Raw genomic sequence first — 15,308 nt, 5'->3', positions numbered from 1 at the left:
TGCCCGGCGTGACGGCCAGCGCCGTTACCACCGTCAGCGGCGACGTGGCCGCCAGCGGCGCGATCCCGGCCGGCGGCCTGACCATCAATGGCGTGGCGCTGGGCCCCATCACCGGGCTCACCGGCGCCGCGCTGGCCGCCAGCGCGGCGGCCGCCATCTCGGGCGCAGCGGGCGCCACCGGCGTGTCAGCCAGTGCCAGCGGTTCCACCCTGACGCTGACGGCGGCGGATGGGCGCGACATCAGCATCGGCGTGTCCGGCGGCCCGTATGCCGGGGTGCTGGGGCTGGCGGCCACCACCCAGCGCGGCACCCTGACCGTGCTCGACACGCCCGGCGGCGGCGCGCACAAGCTGCTGGTGGGCGGCGCCAATCCGGGCGCCGTGGGCTTGACGGCGGGCGGCCACGATTCCACCCCCACCGGCAACACGGTCACCATGCTGGAGTCGTCGGGCGCCGGCGGCGACCCGCCGCTCGACCTGAGCAGCTACGCCGGCGCCAGCGCCGCGCTCGATTTTATCGATGGCAAGATCGACAGCGGCAACGCCGTGCGCGCGCAACTGGGCGCACTCCAGAACCGGCTGCAGATGGCCTACGACGGCGACCTGGGCACCAGCTCCAACCTGGCGGCCGCCCGCTCCCGCATCCTCGACACCGACTACGCCAGCGAAACGGCGCAACTGACCCGCAGCCGCATCCTGCAGCAGGCCGCCGCCTCCATGGTGGCCCAGGCCAACGCCACGCCCCAGCAGGCCTTGTTGCTGCTGCGCTGACGGGCGCCGGGCGCTGCCTGTGCCAGCAAACATCGCCCGTTGTTCAACTACTGGAAGCGCGGCGGCGCCACGATGGGCGTGAACGCAACTTTTGGTGAATAAAACCCATGCTCGGGTTGCGGTCTTTGGTATATTGAGCATGGGTCCGGCACGGCCGGCCGCCGCTGCCGTGGGCGCCGCCGCGCGCGCGGCGGCATCGAATTCCATCCTCGTACCATGCGATCACTCGACCTTTTCAACGCGCTGCGTCCGCACCCCATGTACGGCAAGGCCATGACCCGCATGGCCCGGCTGCTGCTGGTGCTGGCGCTGGTGCAGTGGCTGGCCTGGCTGGCGCCCGCCCGGCCGGGAACGCAACCGTTCCCCAACTACCTGCCGCTGCACATGCTGATGGAGACCGCTTCCATCATCGTCAGCATCATGGTATTCATCGTCGGCTGGAACGCGCGCGGCGCGGCCCGCTCGGGCAACGTGGTGGGACTGGCCTGTTGCTTCCTGGCCGTGGGCGCGTTCGATTTCCTGCACATGGTGTCTTACGTGGGCATGCCGGACCTGGTCTCGGCCAACGACGCCCAGAAGCACCTCAATTTCTGGCTGGCCGCGCGTGTGCTGGCTGCCGGCGGCCTGCTGGCCGCGGCCGTGCGCCGCTGGCGCCCGTTCGCGGCCGACGCCACCCGCTATTGGCTGCTGGGCGCGACCGTGGCGGGCGTGCTGGCGCTGGCCTGGGTGGTGCTGTGGCACCAGGACTGGCTGCCCGACACTTTCATCCCCGGCCATGGCCTGACGGCGCTGAAGAAGAACACGGAATACCTGGTTATCGCCATTAATCTGGCCACGGCCGTTTTGTTGCTGGCGCGCATCAGGCGTCCGCAGCCGTTCAAGGCCGTGCTGCTGTTCGGCGCCGTGATGACCATGGCCATGGGGGAATTCTTCTTCACGCTGTACACCACCATGACGGGCAGTTACAACGTGCTGGGCCACCTGTACAAGACCATCTCCTACCTGTTCATCTACCGGGCCGTGGTGGTGGAGGCGATCGACATGCCGTACAACGCGCTGGCCCAGTTGCAGGAGCGGCTGACCTTCTCGCTGCAGGCCTCCAACACCGGCCTGTGGGACTGGGACCTGGCCAGCGACGAGATCTACCTGTCACCGGAGTGGAAGGCGCAGCTCGGGTATGGTCCCGACGCGCTCAGCAACAGCCTGGCCACCTGGGACGCGCTGCTGCATCCCCAGGACCGCGAGGCGGCCTGGCAGACCGTGCGCGACTACCTGGCCTCGGGCCGCCTGCAGTACGAGAATGCGTTCCGCATGCGCCATGCGGACGGCGGCTACCGCTGGATCCTGGCGCGCGGCGAGCGCCACAAGGATGGCGACGGCAACGCCCACCTGCTGGGCTCGCACGTGGACATCACGGCCCAGAAGCAGACTGAGCAGGCGCTGCGCGCCGAGAGCGAGAAGAACCTGGCGCTGCTGCGCAACGCCAGCGACGGCATCCACATCCTCGATGCGCACGGCGACGTGATCGAGGCCAGCGTCGCCTTCTGCGCCATGCTCGGTTACACGCGCGAGGAGCTGATCGGCATGAACGTGGCCCGCTGGGACGCCCGTTTCGGCCAGGCCGAGCTGGACGCGCTGCTGGCGCGCCAGCTCGACGGCGGCGTGCACAACCAGTTCGAGACGCGCCACCGGCGCAAGGATGGCAGCCTGGTCGACGTGGAGATCAGCAACTGTCCATTGGAACTGGCCGGCCAGCCCGTGCTGTTCAATTCCGCGCGCGACATCACGGAACGCAAGCGCGTCGAAGCGCAGCTGCGCATCACGGCCAGCGTGTTCGAGAACAGCCAGGAAGGCATCCTGATCACGGACGACGAGAACGACATCGTCGACGTGAACGCGGCTTTCACCCGCATCACCGGCTATGCCCGCGACGAGGTGGTGGGCCGCAATCCGCGCATGCTGTCCTCGGGGCGCCACGACGGTGGCTTCTACCAGCAGTTGTGGGCGCAGTTGCAGCGCGACGGCTACTGGCGCGGCGAACTGTGGGACCGGCGCAAGTCGGGCGAGGTGTATCCGGAACTGGTGTCGATCTCGGCCGTGCGCGACGAGCGCGGCCAGGTGCAGCGCTACGTGGCCGTGTTCTCCGACATCAGCCAGATCAAGGCCCACGAGGATGAGTTGAACCGGGCGGCCCACTACGACGGCCTGACGGGCGTGCCCAACCGGGTGCTGCTGGCCGACCGCATGAAGCAGGCCATCGCCCGCACGGCGCGCGAGGGCAACATCATGGCCGTGTGCTACCTGGACCTGGATGGCTTCAAGCACATCAACGACAGCCTGGGCCACGACGTCGGCGACCAGGTGCTGATCGAGGCGGCGCGCCGCATCGGCGCGTCGGTCCGGGCCGACGACACCGTGGCGCGGCTCGGCGGCGACGAGTTCGTGGTGCTGCTGCTCGGGCTGCACCAGGCCGGCGAATGGGAGCTGACGCTGCGCCGGCTGCTGGAGGCGATTGCCCAGCCATTCACGATCGGCGACAAGACCGTGACCCTGAGCGCCAGCGCCGGCGTGGCCGTCTATCCGCTCGACCAGGAAGACCCGGACACGCTGCTGCGCCACGCCGACCAGGCCATGTACCTGGCCAAGCAGAGCGGCAAGAACCGCTACCACCTGTATGACACGGCGCTGGACCGCCAGGCCCGCGACCAGCTTGAATTCCTGGCCAGCATACGGCACGGGCTGGAACAGGGGCAGTTCGAGCTGTACTACCAGCCCAAGGTCAACCTGCGCACACGGGCCGTGGTGGGGGCCGAGGCGCTGATCCGCTGGCACCATCCGCAGCGCGGCCTGCTGGCGCCGGGCGCCTTCCTGGCCCAGGTGGCCAACACGGAGCTCGACATCCAGATTGGCGAATGGGTGGCCGCCACCGCGCTGGCCCAGTTGCGGACCTGGCACGAGCAGGGCCTGAAGCTGAGCGTGAGCATCAACATCTCGGGCTACCACCTGGAGTCGCCCGATTTCGTGGACCGCCTGCGCAAGCTGATGGCGCCGTATCCGATGTTGCCGTTCGGCGCCTTGCAGATCGAAGTGCTGGAGACGGTGGCGCTGAACGACATCGCCATCGTGCGCGACATCCTGGCCGCCTGCGGCCGGCTGGGGGTGACGTTCGCCCTCGACGATTTCGGCACCGGCTATTCCTCGCTGTCCTACCTGAGCAGCCTGCCGTTTGATGAGCTCAAGATCGACCAGTCCTTCGTGCGCGACATGCTCGACGACAAGGGCGACCTGGCCATCGTGCAGGGCGTGGTGGCGCTGGCCGCCGCGTTCGAACGCCAGATCGTGGCCGAGGGCATCGAGACCCCGGCCCATTACCAGGCCCTGCTGGACATGGGCTGCGCCCTGGGCCAGGGCTATGGCATCGCCAAGCCCATGCCGGCCGGCGCGCTGCCGGACTGGCGCGGCCAGTGGCTGGAGCGCGAAGTGGCGGCCTGAATCCGGAGCGTGACGTGGCCGGCTGAACCGCGTGGCGGCGTGCTGCGCCCGGGCTGGCTTGGCGCAAGGTGGCACGCCGTCGTCCTACAACCGGCCACGCCGCTATCCCACAAGCGTCGTGCCAGCCCTGTCTATCATGGTTCTCGACGGCGCGCGCGCAGATGTGTGCGAAGGCCGCCGGGATCGCCAGGCGCGCGCGCCGGCGAACGCAACCACCTTTGTTGAGGAGTGCATCATGACATCGACACACAGCGAAACCGCCGCGTCCAGGCGCGGCCGCACCCAGGAACCGGACGACGCGATCGCCGTCCTGAAGGCTGACCATGCCAACGTGAAGGACCTGTTCGAACAATACGAACAACTGGGCGAACGGGCCCACGCCACCAAGAAGAAGCTGGCCACGCGCATCTGCCTGGCGCTGACCCAGCATGCCACGGCCGAGGAGGAATTGTTCTACCCGGCCGTGCGCGACGCCATCGCTGAATGCGCCGACCAGGTTGACGAGGCGCTGGTGGAACACGGCTCGGCCAAGGAACTGATCGCGCAGATCCTGGCCATGGAGGAGGGCGATCAACTGTACGACGCCACGGTGAAAGTGCTGTCCGAGCTGATCGCCCATCACGTGGGCGAGGAGGAGGGCGAGATCTTCCCCCGGGTGCAGGACAGCGAACTCGATCTGGTGGCGCTGGGGACGGCCATCCAGCAGCGCAAGGCGCAGGTGACGCTGCCGGCTTGACGGCAGGGCGCGGGCATGACCTGGCGCGGTGTGAAAAGTTGTCAACCGTATGCAAAGCCGCGTAAAATGCGAGGCAACGCGGGTGTAGTTCAATGGTAGAACGGCAGCTTCCCAAGCTTCATACGAGGGTTCGATTCCCTTCACCCGCTCCAATCGATGTGACAACAAACGAGTTGTTCCGGTTTTCATGCACGCACTCGCCACCGCGTCGGCCCCGCGCCCGATGCCATTTCCCCCATGATGACCGGGCCGGTGCCGGCCCTGCGCACCCCGTGCGTCGTGCGGCGCTGCCTGTGGGCCATGCTGCTGCTGGTGGCCATGACCTTGCCGGCCCGCGCCGCCGACACCATCCTCGTGGTGGAGAGCTACAACGCTGAAATGCAGTGGGACGCCAATTACAAGGAAGCGTTGCAGGAAGCGCTGGGCAAGAAGTACCACCTCGAATATTTTCAGATGGACACCAAGCGCCTGCCGCGCGAGCAGCACGCGGCCATGGCCGACAAGGCGTGGGCGCTATACCAGTCGCTGCACCCGGTGCTGGTGATCCTGGGCGACGACGCGGCCCTCAAGCTGCTGGCGCAGCGCCTGGGCACGACCGCCACGCCCGTGGTCTACCTCGGCATCAATAACAATCCGCGCGAATACTTCGACGCCAAGGTCATCAGGAACATCACGGGCGTGCTGGAACGGCCCATCCTGAAGCGCAATATCGCGCTGGTCTCCGAGCTGGTGCCGCATGTGAAGCGGGCGCTGGTGCTGTTCGATACCGACATCACATCCCAGGTGGTGCGCCAGGAGACGTTCGAAGGCAAGTCGCAGCAACTGATCGGCGGCACGCTGGTGGAGCTGAAACTGGTCGGCCAGTGGGAACAGTGGCAGGCCGAAGTGCTGAAGGCGAAGGACAACTACGACGTGATTTTCCTCGGCCTGTACCAGGCGCTGCACGATGGCGGGGGCAAGAGCGTGAACACAACGGACCAGGTGGCGCGCTGGACGGCCGCCCACGCGCCCGTGCCCATCTTCGGCTTCTGGGACTGGGCCGTTGGCCCGGAGAAGACCATCGGCGGCCTGGTGCTGTATGGCCGCGACCAGGGCAAGGCGGCGGCCGAGATCGCGCTCAAGATCCTGGCCGGCACGCCGCCCGAGCGCATCTATCCGGTCACGGCCGACCGCGGCAAATTCCTCTACAGCCGCAAGCAACTGCAGCGCTTCCATCTCAGGCTGCCGGCCAGCATCGCGGCCGACGCCAGCTACACCGACTGACATGGTGAGGCCGTCATGAGCACCTGCGACTGCAACAGTGGCTGCGGCGCGCCCGCCACACCACCGGCGCCGGCGGCCGGCGCCGGTCCTGAACAAGCCGTTTTCCTGATCCAGAACATGGACTGCCCCACCGAGGAAAAGCTGATCCGCGACCGCCTGCGGCCCATGGCCGGCGTGGATTCGCTCCAGTTCGACCTGATGCGGCGCGAACTGACGGTGGGCCATCACTTGCCCTCCATCGCCCCGCTGGTGGCGGCGCTGACGGCGCTGGACATGGCGCCGGCCGTCGTCTCCAGTACCCAGGATGCGGGCGCCTCGCCGCAAGCGCAGCCGCAGGGACAGGGGCGCGCGGCCGGTACGCTGCCGTTCGGATTGCCGCGCTGGTTGCCGCTGGCCGTGTCCGGCCTGGCCGCGCTGGCGGCCGAGGGCGTGGCGTGGAGCACGGGCCGGGAGCATGGCTGGCCGGTGCTGGCGCTGGCCGTCACGGCCATCGCATGCGGTGGCCTTGGCACGCTGAAGAAGGGGTGGATCGCGCTGCGCAACCTGTCGCTGAACATGAATTTCCTGATGTCGCTGGCCATCCTCGGCGCGCTGGCCGTTGGCCAGTGGCCGGAAGCGGCCATGGTGATCTTCTTGTTTGCGCTGGCCGAACGGATCGAGGCGCGCTCGTTGGACCGCGCGCGCCATGCCATCCGCGGCATGATGGCGCTCACGCCCGACACGGCCACCGTGCAGGCGCCGTCGGGCGCGTGGCAGCGGGTGGCGGCGGCCCAGGTGCAGCCGGGCGCGCTGGTGCGCGTGATGCCGGGCGAACGCATCGCGCTCGATGGGACGGTGGCGGCGGGCGAGAGCGCCGTCAACCAGGCGCCCATCACGGGCGAGAGCATGCCGGTGGCCAAACTGCCGGGTGACCCGGTGTTCGCCGGCACCATCAATGAACAGGGCAGCTTCGATTACACGGTGACGGCGCCGCAAAGCCAGTCCACCTTGTCGCGCATCCTCAGCAGCGTCCAGCAGGCGCAGGGCGAACGGGCGCCGACCCAGCGCTTCGTGGACCGCTTCGCCGCCGTCTACATTCCCGTGGTGGTGGCGCTGGCCGTGCTGGTGGCCGTGGTGCCGCCGCTGGCGATGGGCGCGGACGGCCATGCCTGGTTCTACAAGGCGCTGGTGCTACTGGTGATCGCCTGCCCCTGCGCGCTGGTCATCTCCACCCCGGTGACGGTGGTCAGCGGGCTGGCGGCGGCGGCGCGCCAGGGCATCCTCGTCAAGGGCGGGGTGTACCTGGAACTGGGGCGCAAGCTGAAGGCGGTGGCGCTCGACAAGACCGGCACGCTCACCGTGGGCACGCCGCAAGTGACGGACGTGCTGGTGCCGGACGGCGGCGAGCGCGTGGATTTGCTGCGCCGCGCGGCCAGCCTGGCCGCCTTGTCCACCCATCCCGTGTCGCGCGCGCTGGCCCGGTACTGGCATGGCGAACAGCAGGGCGTGGCGCTGGCGCCGGTGGCGCGCTTCGAGGCGCTGCAAGGACGCGGCACGCGCGGCGAGGTGGAAGGCGAGACGCTTTACCTGGGTAATGCGCGGCTGATGCGCGAGCTGGGTGTGCAGGATGAGGCGTTGGCCGCCGCGCTGGCCGCGCTGGAGCGCGACGGCAAAAGCGTGGTGGTGCTGTGCTCCGCGACGGCGGCGTTGCTGGTGGTGGCCGTGGCCGACGCGGTGCGCGCCACCAGCGCCGACGCGGTGGCGCAACTGCACGCACTGGGCGTGCGGGTGGTGATGCTGTCGGGCGATAACGTGGACACGGCGCGCGCCGTCGGCGCCCGGCTCGGCATCGACGACGTGCGCGCCGGCCTGCTGCCCGACGATAAACTGCGCATCGTCGCGGCGCTGGCAGACGAACATGGCGCGGTCGGCATGGTGGGCGATGGCGTGAACGACGCGCCGGCGCTGGCCAAGGCCGCCATCGGCTTTGCCATGGGCGCGGCCGGCACCGATACGGCGATGGAAACGGCCAACGTGGCGCTGATGGACGACGACTTGCGCAAGGTGGCGTACTTCATGCGCCTGAGCGCGCGCACCCACGCGATCCTGGTACAGAACATCGTGCTGGCGCTGGCCATCAAGGCCGTGTTCCTGGTGCTGGCCGTGGCCGGCTATTCGACTTTATGGATGGCCGTGTTCGCGGACATGGGTGTGAGCCTGATGGTCGTGCTCAACGGCCTGCGGCTGCTGCGCGGGCCGGCGCCAGCGTAAAGGCTGAAAAGGCTGGGAAGGCCGGGCTGGCGCCGCGCGCGCTAATCGGCGGGCGCATTGGCCGGTGCGGTGCTGGCGCTGAACAGTTGGGCGAACTGCGCCAGGTCCGGCGCGCCCATGTCGGAGATGGCGGCGTACTGCATGCCGTTGCGCGTCCAATGCAGCAACTGGTAGCCCTGGCGCGCGCTCGCTTGCGGCGCGGTGGCGCGGGCCGTGGCCACCGGCCAGACGTAGAGGTTGAGCACATGCTTGCGGTGCCGGTAGGCCAGCGCCGCCACCGGACGCTGGCCGATGTAGTCGAGCCGTCCGCCGATCAGGGCGTATCCCTGCGGTGCGAGGTCCGTCACGGGCGGCGCGAAATCGAGCTTGCCCGCGAACCAGGGCTTGACCGTGTGCTGGTCGGTCGAGGCCACGTCCGTCAGGTGGTCCGGCATCAGCGAGCGGAAATGGCTGGCCACCAGTTCCTGATCCAACTGCTCGGTGGGCGACGGCTGCGCCAGGTAAAGCGCCAGCGTGACGGCGAAAGCGGCCGTGCTGGCGACGGCCGCGCCCAGGTTGATCCAGGCCCACGGCCAGCGCGGGAACCTGGCGGTACGGCGCGCTGGAGGCTGCGCTTGCGGCTGCTGCTCCTGCTCCTGCACTTGCACCTGTTCCCGCAGCCGCTGCTCCTGTCGCCGTTGCTGCTCCTGTTCCTGTCGCCGCTCTTGCTGCTGTAAGGCGGCGCTGATGCGTTGGCGCAGGTGGGGCGGCGCCGCGTGGCGCGTCGCTTCCTGCGCGACGGCGCTGCGCAGCGCTTTCAATTGCGCCAGCGCCGCGCGGCAGGCGGCGCAGCCGGCCAGGTGCGATTCCAGCTGCAGGGCGCCGGCCGGGTCCAGTTCACCGTCCAGCCAGGCGGCCATCCAGTGCTGCGATTGCGTGCATTCCATCCTAGTCTCCAGCCGGGTCGCGTTGCAGGTACGACAGCAGCAGCTTGCGCGCGCGCGCCAGGCGCGACATCACCGTGCCGATGGGGATATCGGCCACCTCCGCGATCTGCTTGTATGACAGCTCGTCCATTTCCTTCAGCACCAGCACCTCGCGGAACGCGGGCGGCAGGCGGCGCAGTGCCTGGTCGACGCTGCGCTCCACGTCACGGCTGGCCGCAATGCCGGCCGGGTCGTTTGGCGCATCCTGCACCAGCAGGTCGTCGCCGTCCGCGCCGTGCAGCGCCTCGTCGAAGCTCACGTCGCCCTGTTGCGGCTTGCGGTCGCGCAGCGCCGTGTAGAAGGTGTTGCGCACGATGGTCAGCAGCCACGCGCGCGCGTCGCCGCCCCGGTAGCTGTCGGCGAAACGGTAGGCGCGCAGATAGGCGCTCTGCACCAGATCGTCCGCATCGTGCGGGTCGCGCGTGAGCCAGCGCGCCAAGTTGTAGGCCGCATCCAGGTGCGGCATGGCCAGTTGTTCAAACCGTGCCGCTTTGTCGTCGTCGCCCAAATGCTTGTCCATCGTAGTCGTCCCGTGGATGAAGACTCGGAGTGGTGCGCTTTTATTCCCGCGAAAAAAATAAAGCGTCGGACGGGAATAGGAACGGGGCGCGGCCGGTTTGATCTGGTGTGGCGCGCCGGTTTGAAGTGCCGATTATGACACGGAAGCGGCCGCTGTTTTTCAACCAAGCAGATGGAGGACAGCATGATCGATCGCAGGAGTTTCTTAAGGCTGGGCGCCGTGGGCGGCGGTGCCGTCTTCATGTCCGGCCTGTATGGCAAGGCGTGGGCGCAGCAGGGCGGTGACGATTTTTATTTCGTCCAGTTGTCCGACGCGCACTGGGGTTATCGCGGGCCGGCCAACCCGGAGGCGCAGAACACTTTGCGCCAGGCTGTGGCGGCCGTCAACGCGCTGCCGCAGAAGCCGGAATTCATCGTCTTCACGGGCGACCTCACGCACAGCACGGACGATCCGGCCGAGCGCCGCAAGCGCATGGCGGAATTCAAGCAGATCGTGGCCGGGCTGGAGGTGCAGCAGATCCATTTCCTGCCGGGCGAGCACGACGCCTCGCTCGACCAGGGCGCCGCGTTCCAGGAAATGTTCGGTCCTACGCACTACAGCTTCGACCACAAGGGCGTGCATTTCATCGCGCTCGACAACGTATCCGACCCCGGCGCCCGCATCGGCGAGGCGCAACTGGCATGGCTCAAGGCCGACCTGGCGGCCCAGCGGCCGGACGCGCCCATCGTCGTGCTGACCCACCGGCCGCTGTTCGACCTCGAACCGAAGTGGGACTGGGCCACGCGCGACGGGGCGCAGGCCGTGGCCTTGCTGATGCCGTACGCAAACGTGACCGTGTTCTACGGCCATATCCACCAGGAGCACCACCGGATGACGGGGCACATCGCCCACCACGCGGCCAAGTCGCTGATCTTCCCCTTGCCCGTACCCGGTTCGCAGGCCATGCGCACGCCGCTGCCGTGGGACCCGGCCACGCCGGGCAAGGGGCTGGGCTTCCGCGAGGTGGATGCCGAACCGCGCCAGGCCGCCTATCAGATCACCGAACTGCCCGTGACGAAAGGATAGATCATGCAATCCTCAAAACGACGTTTCCTGATCGGCGTGCCGCTGGCCGCATCGGCGCTGCTGCTGGGCGTGGCCCAGGGCAAGGCGCAACAGGAAAGAGTGATCAAGGTCGAAGCGCGCAAATTCCGCTTCGCGCCCAATGTGATCGAGGTGCGGCAGGGCGAGGCCGTGGTGCTGGAACTGCGGGCGCTGGACTTCGCCCATGGCTTCAACATCCCCGAACTGCAGACCCGGATCGACCTCGTGCCCGGCAAGGCCGTGAAGCTGCGATTGCAGCCGGCGCAGGCTGGCCGCTTCGGCTTCTTGTGCGATAACTTCTGCGGCGCCGGCCATGAGGAGATGGCCGGCACGCTGGTGGTCACGGCCTGACGGTGCCGGCGGCGCGCGGCTCGCCCGGTGCGTTCGCCCGGCGTGGCGGCGAAGTTGGCTGCGGGGTTGACTGCGGGGTTGACTGATATAATGGCGGGTTAATGCAGCCCGGCTGCCGGCCTTCGCGCGCCTGTGCCGTCCTGTGCCCGCGCGCCGGGCATTCCTTTTTACCGTAGAATCCGCACCCCATGTCCACTGATACGCCCAACAATGGCCCAGCACGGCCTATGCTGTACGACCCGACCGAACACCGCATCCGCAGCTTCGTCACCCGCGCCGGCCGCCTGTCGACCGCCCAGGCGCGCGCGCTGGAGGAACTGGGACCGAAATTCCTGATCGAGTACAGCAAGGCGCCGCTCGACTACGAGCAAGCGTTTGGTCGCAAGGCGCCCGTGGTGCTGGAGATCGGCTTCGGCATGGGCGGCACCACGGCCCACATCGCGCAGGCGATGCCGGACAAGGACTTCATCGGTGTGGAAGTGCACACGCCCGGCGTGGGCAGCCTGCTCAAGCTGATCGGCGAGCAGGGCCTGACCAACCTGAAGGCGATCCAGCACGACGCGGTGGAAGTGCTGAACCAGATGATCCCGGACGGCTCGCTGCACGGCGTGCACATCTTCTTCCCCGACCCATGGCACAAGGCGCGCCACAACAAGCGCCGTCTGATCCAGGGCCCGTTCGTGAAGCTGCTGACGCAAAAGCTGGCCCCCGGCGGCTATCTGCACTGCGCCACCGACTGGGAAGACTACGCGGTCCAGATGCTGGAAGTGCTGGGTGCGGAGGAAGGTTTGCAGAACACGGCCGACGGCTATGCGCCGCAACCGGCCTACCGTCCGCTGACCAAGTTTGAAAACCGTGGCCTGAAGCTGGGCCACGGCGTATGGGATCTGGTTTTCACCAAGAAGTAATCCAAAACCGGGGGCAGGTCATGTAGTCACGTAACTTGTGTGATTGCATGACCTGACCCCGGTTTTTCTCTATTCAGTCCAGCGGTTCGATATCGAGCACCAGCACGTAGGCCAGGTGGCGTCCCTGCCACAGGCCGCCGCCGCGCACTTGCGCGTCGCAGGTGGTGGGCTGGCTTTCAATTTCCTTGAATTTCAGGCGCTGGCGAAAGTGCAGCGCTTCCTTTGGCGCCAGGTAGCCGGCCATGCGGCCCTCCACAAACACCGCCACCGCCGTGTTCTCGTAGGCATTCTGATCATCGGGCACCAGCGTGGCCACGCAGGCCACGGCTGCGGCGTGTTCTCCATGCGCGCCCGCCAGTTCCTTCAGCGTGGCCTGGTAGCGCGATTCGTTCACCACTTCGACCAGGAAGCGTCCCTTGTCCGACCAGTGCAGTGCCGGCGCGGTCGCCGGCAATTGCGGCACATATGGCCCTGGTCCGGCCGCACGCGTCGGCAGGGAGGCCGGCTTGGCCGGATTGGTCTTGATGATGGCGTAGACCAGCAGCGCGGTGACGACGACGATCAGCAGGGGGAGGGCGTATTCCATGGCGGGCTTGTGGATGCAAAGGACGTCATCTTAGCGGAACGGCCGGATTTCCACCCGGTTTTCCATCCAGCCCGTAGCATCACGCACATCAACATATTTTGATAATATTAAAATTTTGATACCGAGATGGCCATCCATGAGGAGCGAGCACTGATGATCAAGCAAGTCGGCGACACCCCCATCCTGCCCGTGCACCGGGCCAGCTGCCATTGCGGCGCCGTGGTGCTGGAACTGGACCTGCCCGACGGGATCGTCGATCCGCGCCGCTGCGATTGCTCGATGTGCCGGCGCCGGGGCGCCATCGCCGGCTCCGTGCCGCTGGCCGGGCTGCGCGTGGTGCAGGGCGCGGACGCGCTCACGCTGTACCAGTTCAACACCCGCACGGCCAAGCACTATTTCTGCTCGCGCTGCGGCATCTACACCCACCACCAGCGCCGCTCCAACCCGCACCTGTACGGCTACAACGTGGCGTGCCTGGAAGGCGTCGATCCGTTCGCGCTCGGCCCCGTGCCGACCCTCGATGGCGTCAACCATCCGGCCGACAGGATCGCTGGCAAGGGTTAATCCATCTCCGCGATCATGGCGACGAGCTCGTCGCCATACGAAGCGAGCTTTTTCTCGCCCACGCCCGACACGCCGCGCAGCTCGGCCAGCGAGGTGGGGCGGGCCTTGGCGATCTCGCGCAGCGTGGCGTCCACGAAGATCACCCAGGCCGGCACGTTGTGGGCGCGCGCCGTCTCCACGCGCCACCAGCGCAGCTTGTCGAAGATGGCCTGTTCGCGCGGCGACAAATCGCTCTCCACATAACCCTTGGAGGCCGTGGTGGGGCGCTTCTGCTTGACTGGCTTCTGGTACTGGCGCAGCTGCACCTTCTGCCCGCCCTTGAGCACGGGCCGCGCGGCGTCCGTCAGCTTGAGTGAGCTGTATTGTTCGTGGTCCACCGTCACCAGGCCCAGCGCGATCACCTGGCGCAGGATGGCGCGCCATTCCTGCTCGCTGCGGTCGGCGCCGATGCCGAACACGGACAGCGAATCGTGGTGCCAGGTCTTGATGCGTTCCGTCTCCACGCCGCGCAGCACTTCGATTACGTGGCCGGCCGCGAAGCGCTGGTCGACCCGGTACACGGCTGACAGCAGCTTTTGCACCGGCACCGTGCCGTCGAACGACACGGGCGGAATCAGACAGGTGTCGCAGTTGCCGCACGGGGCCGAGCGTTCGCCGAAATAGTCGAGCAGGCGCACGCGCCGGCAGCTCAGCGTTTCGCACAGGCCCAGCATGGAATCGAGCTTCATGCCCAAGACGCGCTTGAAGGTTTCGTCGGCCTCGGATTCGTCGATCATGCGCCGCTGCAGCACCACGTCCTGCAGGCCGTAGGCCATCCAGGCGCTGGCGGGCAGGCCGTCGCGGCCGGCGCGGCCCGTCTCCTGATAGTAGCCTTCGATGCTCTTGGGCAGGTCGAGGTGGCAGACGAAACGCACGTCCGGCTTGTCGATGCCCATGCCGAAGGCGATGGTGGCCACCATCACGATGTTTTCCTCGCGCAGGAAGCGGGCCTGGTTGGCGGCGCGCTTGGTGTGCTCCATGCCGGCGTGGTAGGCCAGCGCGCGCACCCCGTTCTCGTTGAGGAATTCGGCCGTCTCCTCCACCTTCTTGCGCGACAGGCAGTAGACGATGCCGCTGTCGCCGCCATGCTCGCCGGTGATGAAGTCCAGCAGCTGCTTGCGGCCGTTGCCCTTCTCGACGATCTGGTAGCGGATGTTGGGGCGGTCGAACGAGGACACGAACTGCATCGCGTCCTCCAGCTGCAGCCGGTGCACGATCTCGGCGCGGGTCTGCTGGTCGGCCGTGGCCGTGAGGGCGATGCGCGGCACGTCGGGGAACTGCTCGTGCAGCACCGACAGCTTGATGTACTCGGGCCGGAAGTCATGGCCCCATTGCGACACGCAGTGCGCCTCGTCGATCGCGAACAGGGCGATCTTCGAATCCTGGAACAGGTTCAGGCAGCGCTCGGTCATCAACCGTTCCGGCGCCACGTACACCAGGTCGATCTGGCCGGTGCGCACCAGCCGCTCGATGCGGCTCGCTTCCTCGTAGCTCTGGGTGGAGTTGAGGAAGGCGGCGCGCACGCCCACCTCGGCCAGCGCGTCCACCTGGTCCTGCATCAGCGCGATCAGTGGCGAGATCACCACGCCCACGCCATCGCGCACCAGCGCCGGGATCTGGTAGCACAGCGACTTGCCGCCGCCGGTGGGCATCAGCACCAGCGCGTCGCCGCCGGCGCTCACATGCTCGACGATGTCGGCCTGCTGGCCACGGAAGGCCGGGTAGCCGAAAACGGTTTGCAGCAGGTGCAGGGCGCGGGTACTGGTGTCGCTCATGATACG

Annotated in this window: 13 protein-coding genes and 1 tRNA gene; 10 read left to right on the top strand and 4 right to left on the bottom strand. The window is 67.7% G+C overall.

From position 1 onward, the window contains the following. From H3H37_RS19015 to H3H37_RS18990, 6 genes are all read left to right on the top strand, one after another. On the top strand, positions 1-770 hold a 770-nt coding region (locus H3H37_RS19015; protein WP_255459154.1), incomplete at its 5' end, for a flagellin. A gap of 216 nt (positions 771-986) precedes the next feature. Next, a complete protein-coding gene (locus tag H3H37_RS19010) occupies positions 987-4,262 on the top strand; it encodes a bifunctional diguanylate cyclase/phosphodiesterase (protein ID WP_182165434.1) in 3,276 nt (1,091 codons plus the stop codon). Between the two features lie 235 nt (positions 4,263-4,497). After that, positions 4,498-4,998, top strand: coding sequence for a hemerythrin domain-containing protein (locus H3H37_RS19005; RefSeq protein ID WP_182165432.1), 501 nt, complete (start codon positions 4,498-4,500; stop codon positions 4,996-4,998). A gap of 78 nt (positions 4,999-5,076) precedes the next feature. Further along, a tRNA-Gly gene (locus H3H37_RS19000) sits at positions 5,077-5,150 on the top strand. 85 nt (positions 5,151-5,235) lie between these two features. Further along, complete coding sequence (locus tag H3H37_RS18995) at positions 5,236-6,261, top strand: ABC transporter substrate-binding protein (protein WP_182165430.1); 1,026 nt, start codon at positions 5,236-5,238, stop codon at positions 6,259-6,261. A gap of 15 nt (positions 6,262-6,276) precedes the next feature. Continuing rightward, complete coding sequence (locus H3H37_RS18990; RefSeq protein WP_182165428.1) at positions 6,277-8,511, top strand: heavy metal translocating P-type ATPase; 2,235 nt, start codon at positions 6,277-6,279, stop codon at positions 8,509-8,511. A 41-nt stretch (positions 8,512-8,552) separates the two neighbouring features. On the opposite strand, the gene H3H37_RS18985 is transcribed toward H3H37_RS18990, so the two are convergent. Continuing rightward, positions 8,553-9,437 carry an anti-sigma factor family protein gene (locus H3H37_RS18985; RefSeq protein ID WP_182165426.1) on the bottom strand — a complete coding sequence of 295 codons (885 nt, stop codon included), beginning with the start codon at positions 9,435-9,437 and terminating at the stop codon, positions 8,553-8,555. Position 9,438: 1 nt separating this feature from the next. Then, positions 9,439-9,996, bottom strand: coding sequence for a sigma-70 family RNA polymerase sigma factor (locus tag H3H37_RS18980; protein ID WP_182165424.1), 558 nt, complete (start codon positions 9,994-9,996; stop codon positions 9,439-9,441). 183 nt (positions 9,997-10,179) lie between these two features. On the opposite strand from H3H37_RS18980, the gene H3H37_RS18975 reads away from it, so the two are divergent. From H3H37_RS18975 to trmB, 3 genes are all read left to right on the top strand, one after another. After that, the gene (locus H3H37_RS18975; protein WP_375540018.1) at positions 10,180-11,061 is read left to right on the top strand and encodes a metallophosphoesterase family protein; all 882 of its coding nucleotides are present in this window, start codon (positions 10,180-10,182) and stop codon (positions 11,059-11,061) included. A gap of 3 nt (positions 11,062-11,064) precedes the next feature. Beyond that, positions 11,065-11,430 carry a cupredoxin domain-containing protein gene (locus H3H37_RS18970; RefSeq protein WP_182165420.1) on the top strand — a complete coding sequence of 122 codons (366 nt, stop codon included), beginning with the start codon at positions 11,065-11,067 and terminating at the stop codon, positions 11,428-11,430. Positions 11,431-11,657: 227 nt separating this feature from the next. Further along, positions 11,658-12,338, top strand: coding sequence for a tRNA (guanosine(46)-N7)-methyltransferase TrmB (gene trmB / locus H3H37_RS18965; RefSeq protein WP_182165460.1), 681 nt, complete (start codon positions 11,658-11,660; stop codon positions 12,336-12,338). A 73-nt stretch (positions 12,339-12,411) separates the two neighbouring features. On the opposite strand, the gene H3H37_RS18960 is transcribed toward trmB, so the two are convergent. Continuing rightward, a complete protein-coding gene (locus H3H37_RS18960; protein WP_182165418.1) occupies positions 12,412-12,924 on the bottom strand; it encodes a hypothetical protein in 513 nt (170 codons plus the stop codon). Positions 12,925-13,077: 153 nt separating this feature from the next. On the opposite strand from H3H37_RS18960, the gene H3H37_RS18955 reads away from it, so the two are divergent. Beyond that, positions 13,078-13,488, top strand: a complete 411-nt coding sequence (locus tag H3H37_RS18955) for a GFA family protein (RefSeq protein WP_182165416.1) — start codon at positions 13,078-13,080, stop codon at positions 13,486-13,488. Here H3H37_RS18955 and recQ read toward each other — a convergent pair. Further along, positions 13,485-15,302, bottom strand: coding sequence for a DNA helicase RecQ (gene recQ, locus H3H37_RS18950; protein WP_182165415.1), 1,818 nt, complete (start codon positions 15,300-15,302; stop codon positions 13,485-13,487). The two genes, H3H37_RS18955 and recQ, sit on opposite strands and share 4 nt — an antisense overlap. Between the last annotated feature and the right edge of the window lie 6 nt (positions 15,303-15,308).

The organism is Rugamonas brunnea (genome assembly GCF_014042345.1).
Classification (GTDB): domain Bacteria; phylum Pseudomonadota; class Gammaproteobacteria; order Burkholderiales; family Burkholderiaceae_D; genus Rugamonas; species Rugamonas brunnea.
This window is presented reverse-complemented; position numbering and strand designations above follow the sequence as displayed.